General features: G+C 70.3%; 6 protein-coding genes and 1 pseudogene. All 7 read left to right on the top strand.

The genetic code is table 11. From position 1 onward, the window contains the following. Positions 1 to 506: PilZ domain-containing protein (locus HOQ08_RS01630; RefSeq protein ID WP_291190596.1), on the top strand; the 506-nt coding region annotated here is incomplete at its 5' end. 386 nt (positions 507 to 892) lie between these two features. Continuing rightward, positions 893 to 2,314, top strand: a complete 1,422-nt coding sequence (locus HOQ08_RS01625) for a sigma-54-dependent Fis family transcriptional regulator (RefSeq protein ID WP_291190593.1) — start codon at positions 893 to 895, stop codon at positions 2,312 to 2,314. A gap of 148 nt (positions 2,315 to 2,462) precedes the next feature. Beyond that, positions 2,463 to 2,786 carry a flagellar hook-basal body complex protein FliE gene (gene fliE, locus HOQ08_RS01620; protein WP_291190590.1) on the top strand — a complete coding sequence of 108 codons (324 nt, stop codon included), beginning with the start codon at positions 2,463 to 2,465 and terminating at the stop codon, positions 2,784 to 2,786. A 61-nt stretch (positions 2,787 to 2,847) separates the two neighbouring features. Beyond that, positions 2,848 to 4,530: a flagellar basal-body MS-ring/collar protein FliF gene (fliF, locus tag HOQ08_RS01615; RefSeq protein WP_291190587.1), complete on the top strand. Its 1,683-nt coding sequence runs from the start codon at positions 2,848 to 2,850 to the stop codon at positions 4,528 to 4,530. Continuing rightward, complete coding sequence (fliG, locus tag HOQ08_RS01610; protein ID WP_291190583.1) at positions 4,530 to 5,540, top strand: flagellar motor switch protein FliG; 1,011 nt, start codon at positions 4,530 to 4,532, stop codon at positions 5,538 to 5,540. Before fliF ends, fliG begins: the two co-directional genes overlap by 1 nt. Beyond that, a complete protein-coding gene (locus tag HOQ08_RS01605; RefSeq protein ID WP_291190580.1) occupies positions 5,540 to 6,154 on the top strand; it encodes a flagellar assembly protein FliH in 615 nt (204 codons plus the stop codon). The genes fliG and HOQ08_RS01605 overlap by 1 nt, the downstream gene beginning before the upstream one ends. 118 nt (positions 6,155 to 6,272) lie before the next feature. Beyond that, positions 6,273 to 6,634: pseudogene (fliI, locus tag HOQ08_RS01600) on the top strand (flagellum-specific ATP synthase FliI); the annotation flags it as partial.

Raw genomic sequence — 6,634 nt, 5'->3', positions numbered from 1 at the left:
TCAGCTGGCACGCCGACAGCCAGGCGCTTGCCTGGCAGGTGCCCGAAACCATCACCGCCCGCCTCGCCGAACGCAATGCCGCCGCGCTCGCCACCGTCACGGCGCTGGAGGAACGCCGCGCCGACAGCGCCGACGACGACAATCCGGTCATGCAGGAACTGCTGCGGCTGGACGCCAAGCTCAACGCGCTGATCGACATGATCAACCGCGTGGCGCTGTCTGCCGACGCATTGCCCTCGCGCCAACCGCTGCGCTTCAACGCCATCGGCGCGGTGATTCCCGACACGCTGGTGCCTGCGGGCGAGGCGCTGCTGCTGCGCCTTCGCTTCGATGCCTGCCCCAGCGCGCCGCTGGAGTTGCCCGCTCGGATCGGGCGCCGGCTCGACGACGACCGCACGTTCGTCGCCTTCCACGCATTGGGCGAAGGCGTCGCCGCGTCACTCGAACGTTTCGTGTTTCGTCACCACCGACGCAAAGTGGCAGGTGCGCGCCAGGCCAGCGCATGAGCCCGCGCGGTCCGCTTCCACGCATGTGTGAGGCGGTGCGCGTTCGGCGCGTGAGGTACTTCACACTTTTGCAGGCTCTCGCGTCGCCTGTTTGACGGCCCCTGCAACCGTAGTGTCGCGCAGGGTCACTCGCCGCCGAACCCTTGGCGCCGGCAAACCGTCGCCGTTGCAGCATCCGCGCATAACGACGCGTCGACATTTCCTTCACGAGTGACGCATTAGGGCCACCCGCCCGTCCGCGGACAGGGCACACAGCCGCCTGCGCTGGCCTTCTTCTTGCTCTCCACCTTTGCGAGATCGGTGACGGAAAGCCGGCATTAGACACAGCGAACACTGCAGGACGGTCGGCGGTTCGTCTGGTTCAGCGTCAAAGCGGAGGCACATCCATGAGCAAGGTCGATTTCCTGGTGATCGAGTCGAACGAAGCGCGGGCCGAATCCATCCTGTCTGCGCTGCATTTCCTCGGTTACCACCCGCAGCGAGGCGAGGATTGCGCCGCAGCGGACGAATCGACCCACGCCTGGCGCGCCGTCTACGTCGGCACTATCGCCGACGCCGCCGATGCCGAACGCCAGTTCGCCCTGCTGGGCGAGGCCGCGAGCCATGTGCCGGTGCTGCTGGCCAGCGATTCGGCCTGGGCCTCGCGCCTGTGTGCCGCCAGCTCGCCGTTCGCCGCCCGTATCGGCATGCTGGAATTCCCGCTGCGCTACGAGCAGCTGGCCGAAGTGATGCGCAGCCTGTACGCGCGCCTGCTCGGCGGGCGTCGCGGCGAGCTGCGCTTCGTCGGCGAGTCGGCGCCGATGCGCCGCGTCAACGCGCTGATCCGCCAGGTCGCGCCGTTCGATTCCAGCGTGCTGGTGCTGGGGGAATCCGGCACCGGCAAGGAAATGGTGGCGCGCACCATCCATGAATGTTCGCCGCGCCGCGACAAGCCGTTCGTGGCCATCAACTGTGGCGCGATCCCGGCCGAGCTGCTGGAAAGCGAGCTGTTCGGCCACGAGAAGGGCGCCTTTACCGGTGCGATCAGCGCGCGCAAGGGCCGCTTCGAACTGGCCGAAGGCGGCACGCTGTTCCTCGACGAGATCGGCGACATGAGCCTGACCATGCAGGTCAAGCTGCTGCGCGTGCTGCAGGAGCGCGTGTTCGAACGGGTCGGCGGCACCAAGAGCCAGCGCTGCGACGTGCGCATCATCGCCGCCACCCACCGCAACCTGGAGCAGGCGATCGCCAACGGCCAGTTCCGCGAGGACCTGTTCTACCGCCTCTCCGTGTTCCCGCTGGAAATGCCCGCGCTGCGCGAGCACCTGGACGACCTGCCGGTGCTGATCGGCGAGTTCAACCAGCGCCTGGCGCGGCGCGGCCTGTCCAGCGTGCGCTTCTCCGCCGGCGCGCTCAACGCGCTGCATCAGTACGCCTGGCCGGGCAACGTGCGCGAGCTGTGCAACCTGGTCGAGCGCCTGGCCATCCTCTATCCGCACGGCGAGATCCGCGGCAGCGACCTGCCGGAAAAGTACCGCGGCCGCCAGGCCGCCGAAGAAGTGCAGGGCGCCTCGCTGCTCGCGTTGATGGAAGGCGCGCAGGCGCAGTCCCAGGCTGCTGCCGCGCCCGCCGGCGACGCCACGCTGCTGCCCGAGGGCGGCCTGGACCTGAAGGATCACCTGGCCGACATCGAGGTCGGCCTGATCCGCCAGGCGCTGGACGTCACCGGCGGCGTGGTCGCCCACGCGGCCAAGCTGCTGCACATGCAGCGCACCACGCTGGTGGAGAAGCTGCGCAAGTACGGGCTGCAGGGCAGCCTCGCCGCCTGAGCCCTTAGCTCTCCGCTTTTGCGTCATCTCCCCCGGCTGCACCGGGGGAGATGACTAAAGCGGTTCGCCGCACCAGAGGGCTCGAAGGCCGCATGGCACACCTCGTGCAGCTCCACCCCCGAAGCCCGCCACGCGCCGGAATCCCGACATGAGCACCATCGACGTCAACAACCTGCTCGCCCAGATGCGCCAGCTTTCCGCCCAGGTGCGTCCGGCGGAGACCGCACTGAAGGCGGCGCCCGCCGCCACGGCGGACTTCGGCGCGCTGCTCAAGCAATCGATCGCCAGCGTGGGCGGCAGCCAGCAGCAGGCCGGCCAGATGGCGGCGAGCTTCGAGCGAGGCGATCCGGGCGCCAACCTGGGCCGCACGATGGTGGCGATCCAGAAGGCTGACCTCTCGCTGCGCGCGATGACCGAAGTGCGCAACAAGCTGGTCGATGCCTACAAGGACATCATGAACATGCCGGTCTGACGCCGACCGGCCCGAGGACCGCGCCGCGTTCCCTCCCTCGCATTACGGATGACCCTTTCCCATGGCCGAAAACGCCATCGCGACCACCACCGACAGCTCCGCCAACCGCTTCGACCTCAGGCAGCTCGCGCGCAGCCCTGCCTCGCGCCAGCTGCTGCTGCTGGTGGGCATGGCCGCGGCGGTGGCGCTGGGCGTGGCGGTGGTGTTGTGGTCGCGCGGCCCCAACTGGGGCCTGCTCTACGCGGGCCTGGGCCAGCAGGACGCCGCGGCCATCACGCAAGCGCTGCAGTCGACCAACACGCCCTACCAGCTGGGCAATGACGGCAGCTCGATCATGGTGCCGGCCTCCGACCTGGCGGCGATCCGCCTGCGCCTGGCCGGGCAGGGGCTGCCGCAGGGCACCGCCGCCAGCGGCGCCGCGCCGCAGGCCGACTCCCCCTTCGGCATGAGCGACCTGGCCGAGCGCACGCGCTACCAGCAGGCGCTGGAGGCGGACCTGGGCAACACCATCGGCAGCCTGCAGGGCGTGCGTTCCGCGCGCGTGCACCTGGCGATGGCCAAGCCCTCGGCCTTCATTCGCGACGATCGCCAGGCCAGCGCCTCGGTGCTGGTCACGCTCTATCCCGGCCGCCAGCTCGACGCCAGCCAGGTGGCGGCGATCGTGCATCTGGTCGCCGCCTCGGTGCCGGACCTGGACCCACGCCAGGTCTCGGTGGTCGACCAGCAGGGCCAACTGCTCACCGGCACCGATCCGGACAGCGCCACCGCGGTGGGCGACAGCCGCCTGCGCCTGGCCACGCGCATGGAGAACACCTACGCCCAGCGCGTCGAGCAGCTGCTCATGCCGCTGGTCGGCCCGGGCAAGGTGCATGCGCAGGTGTTCGTGGATCTCGATTTCAGCCAGACCGAAAAGGCCACCGAGACCTACGGCCACGACCATCCCGCCCTGCGCAGCGAGCAGACCAGCAGCGAGCGCCGCGGCAGCGGCAGCGCGGTCGACGGCGGCGTGCCCGGCGCGCTCAGCAACCAGCCGCCCGTGATGGCGGCGCAGCCGACCGCGGCCAACCCCAACGCGGGCGGCAAGCCCGTCGCACCGGCTGCGGCCACCGCGCAGGCCGACAACAGTGACAGTTCCTCCAGCGCCACCCGCAACTACGAGCTGGACCGCACCATCAGCCACACCAGCGACCCTGCCGGGCGCCTGGTGCGCCTGACCGTGGCGGTGGTGGTCGACAACAAGAACGTGGCGGGCCCCAACGGCAGCACCAGCGCGCCATTCACCGCGCAGGAACTCACCCATCTCACCGAGCTGACCAAGAATGCGGTCGGCTTCAACGCCGCGCGCGGCGACAGCGTGAGCGTGGTCAACCAGGCCTTCCAGCAGGCGCCTGCCGCCGATGCGCCGGGCCAGCAGCCGTTCTGGCAGCGCCCCGGCATGCTGGACCTGATCAAGCAGGCGATCGGCGTGCTGATCGCGCTGGTGGTCGCCTTCGGCCTGCTGCGCCCGCTGCTCAAGGGCCTGCTGCGCGGCGTCCCGCAGCCGGCGCTGGCCGGGGCCGGACGCGTGCCTACGGTTTCCGTCCGGATTGCCGATGACCAGGAGGATGAGCGCAGCCGGCTGTCCGCGCCGGCACAGGTGCTCGGCTACGAACAGAAGGTCGGCCTGGCGCGGCGCATGGTCAGCGACAACCCCAAGCAGGTCGCGCAGGTGGTCAGGAACTGGGTCGGTGAGGACGGCAGCTGATGTCCGGCAAGGCAGACACATCCATATCCGGCGCCCAGCGGGCCGCCATCCTCCTGCTCACCCTCGGTGAGCAGGACGCCGCCGAAGTGCTCAAGCACCTGTCGGCGCGCGACGTGCAGGCGGTCGGCCAGGCCATGGCCGTGCTGACCTCGGTCTCGCGCGAGCAGGTCGACCAGGTGCTCACCAAGCTGCACGACGACATAGGCCGGCAGACCGCGCTGGGCGTCGGCACCGAGGACTACATCCGCAAGATCCTCACCAACGCACTGGGCGAGACCAAGGCCGGCAACCTGATCGACCGCATCCTGCTGGGCCGTTCCAGCAAGGGCCTGGAATCGCTCAAGTGGATGGAAGGCCGCGCCATCGCCGAGATGATCGGCCAGGAGCATCCGCAGATCATCGCGCTGGTGCTGGCGCACCTCGAGAACGACCAGGCCGCCGAAGTGCTCGGCTACCTGCCGGCGCGCTCGCGCTCGGACGCGATCATGCGCATCGCCACGCTCGACGGCGTGCAGCCGCACGCGTTGAACGAGCTGGACGAGATCATGGAGCGCCAGTTCTCCGGCAACACCAACAAGCTCAAGTCCGCCAGCGTCGGCGGGCTCAAGGCCGCGGCGAACATCCTCAACGCGATGGAGACCAGCCGCGAGGCCGAGCTGATGGCCGCCATCCGCAGTCACGACCCGGGCCTGGGCAGCAAGATCGAGGACCTGATGTTCGTCTTCGACGACCTGGTCGAACTGGACGACCGCTCGATGCAGGCGTTGTTGCGCGAAGTGCCCTCGCCGCGCCTGATCGTGGCGCTCAAGGGCGCCGAGCCGGCCATCCGCGACAAGATGTTCGCCAACATGTCCAAGCGCGCCGCCGACATGCTGCGCGACGACCTGGAAGTGGCTGGCCCGGTGCGCGTGTCCGAAGTCGACGCCGCGCAGAAGGAGATCCTCGGCATCGCGCGCCGTCTTGCCGACGCCGGCCAGATCAACCTCGGCGGCTCGGATGACCTGGTCTGATGAGCGCCGTGCTCAACCGCGACGCCGTCGCCGGCTACCAGCGCTGGGAGCCGCCGCAGATGGGCCAGGCGCCGGCGCCCGCGCCGGCCGAGGGGCTAGCTCGTCCCACCGTCAGTGACCTGGAAGCGCTCGAACGCCAGGCGCATGAGGAAGGCTACGCCGCAGGCCTCGCCCAGGGCCTGGCCGAGGCGCGCGCGCAAGAACGCGAACGCATCGCGCTGCTGGAATCGATCTGCACGCAGGCGGCCCGCCCGCTGGATGCGCTCGATGCGGCGGTGGAGCAGGAGCTTGCACAGTTGGCGCTGGCGATCGCACGCCGGATGATCGTGCGCGAGCTGGGTGCGCACCCGGAACTGATCGTGCAGGCCGTGCGCCAGGCCGTGGCCGCGTTGCCGGCCGCCACCCGCGAACTCGCCGTGCGCCTGCATCCGGACGACCTGGCCCTGCTGCGCGAGCTCGACGCCGCCGAACCGCACTGGCAGCTGGTTGCCGATCCGGCGCTCGCGCGCGGCGATTGCGTGCTGGAAAACGAACGCTCGCGGCTGGACGCGCGCGTGGAGACGCGCCTGGCCGCGATGATCGACGCCGTGTTGGGCGACGAGGCTGACGCATGAGCGCCCACTCCAGCCTTCTTGGCCCCGCCCGCACCTGCTCCCTCTCCCCTGGCCCTGCCGGCGGAGAGGGTTGGGGAGAGGGGAAGGCCTTTGCCACCACGCGCCGGCCCGTCCAGCCGTGAGCCGCGCCACCTGGCCCGAACAATTCGCCCGCCGCCGCCAGCGCGTCGAGGCCGCCCACACGCTCACCGTCGAAGGCCGCCTGCGCCGCGTGGTCGGCCTCACCCTCGAAGCCGAAGGCTGCGAAGCCGCACTGGGCGCGCGTTGCCTGGTCGACACCGCCGACGGCAACCAGCTCGACACCGAGGTGGTCGGCTTCGCCGACGAGCGCCTGCTGCTGATGCCGGTGGGCGAAATGCACGGCGTGCTGCCCAACGCGCGCGTACGTCCGCTGGCCCATGCCGGCGGCCTGCCGGTGGGCGCCGGCCTGCTCGGCCGCGTGATCGGCGCCGACGGCGTGCCGCTGGACGGCTACGGTCC

The sequence above is a fragment of the Frateuria sp. genome, assembly GCF_013362045.1.
Lineage (GTDB): Bacteria > Pseudomonadota > Gammaproteobacteria > Xanthomonadales > Rhodanobacteraceae > Frateuria_A.
Note: the sequence above shows the minus strand (reverse complement) of the source record. Positions and strands in the feature narration are given on the sequence as shown.

Bases quoted from the DNA above. Each gene is read 5' to 3' on its own strand.
- HOQ08_RS01605 (WP_291190580.1), top strand. From the start codon at position 5,540: ATGAGCGCCGTGCTCAACCGCGACGCCGTCGCCGGCTACCAGCGCTGG.
- fliG (WP_291190583.1), top strand. From the start codon at position 4,530: ATGTCCGGCAAGGCAGACACATCCATATCCGGCGCCCAGCGGGCCGCC.
- fliF (WP_291190587.1), top strand. From the start codon at position 2,848: ATGGCCGAAAACGCCATCGCGACCACCACCGACAGCTCCGCCAACCGC.
- fliE (WP_291190590.1), top strand. From the start codon at position 2,463: ATGAGCACCATCGACGTCAACAACCTGCTCGCCCAGATGCGCCAGCTT.
- HOQ08_RS01625 (WP_291190593.1), top strand. From the start codon at position 893: ATGAGCAAGGTCGATTTCCTGGTGATCGAGTCGAACGAAGCGCGGGCC.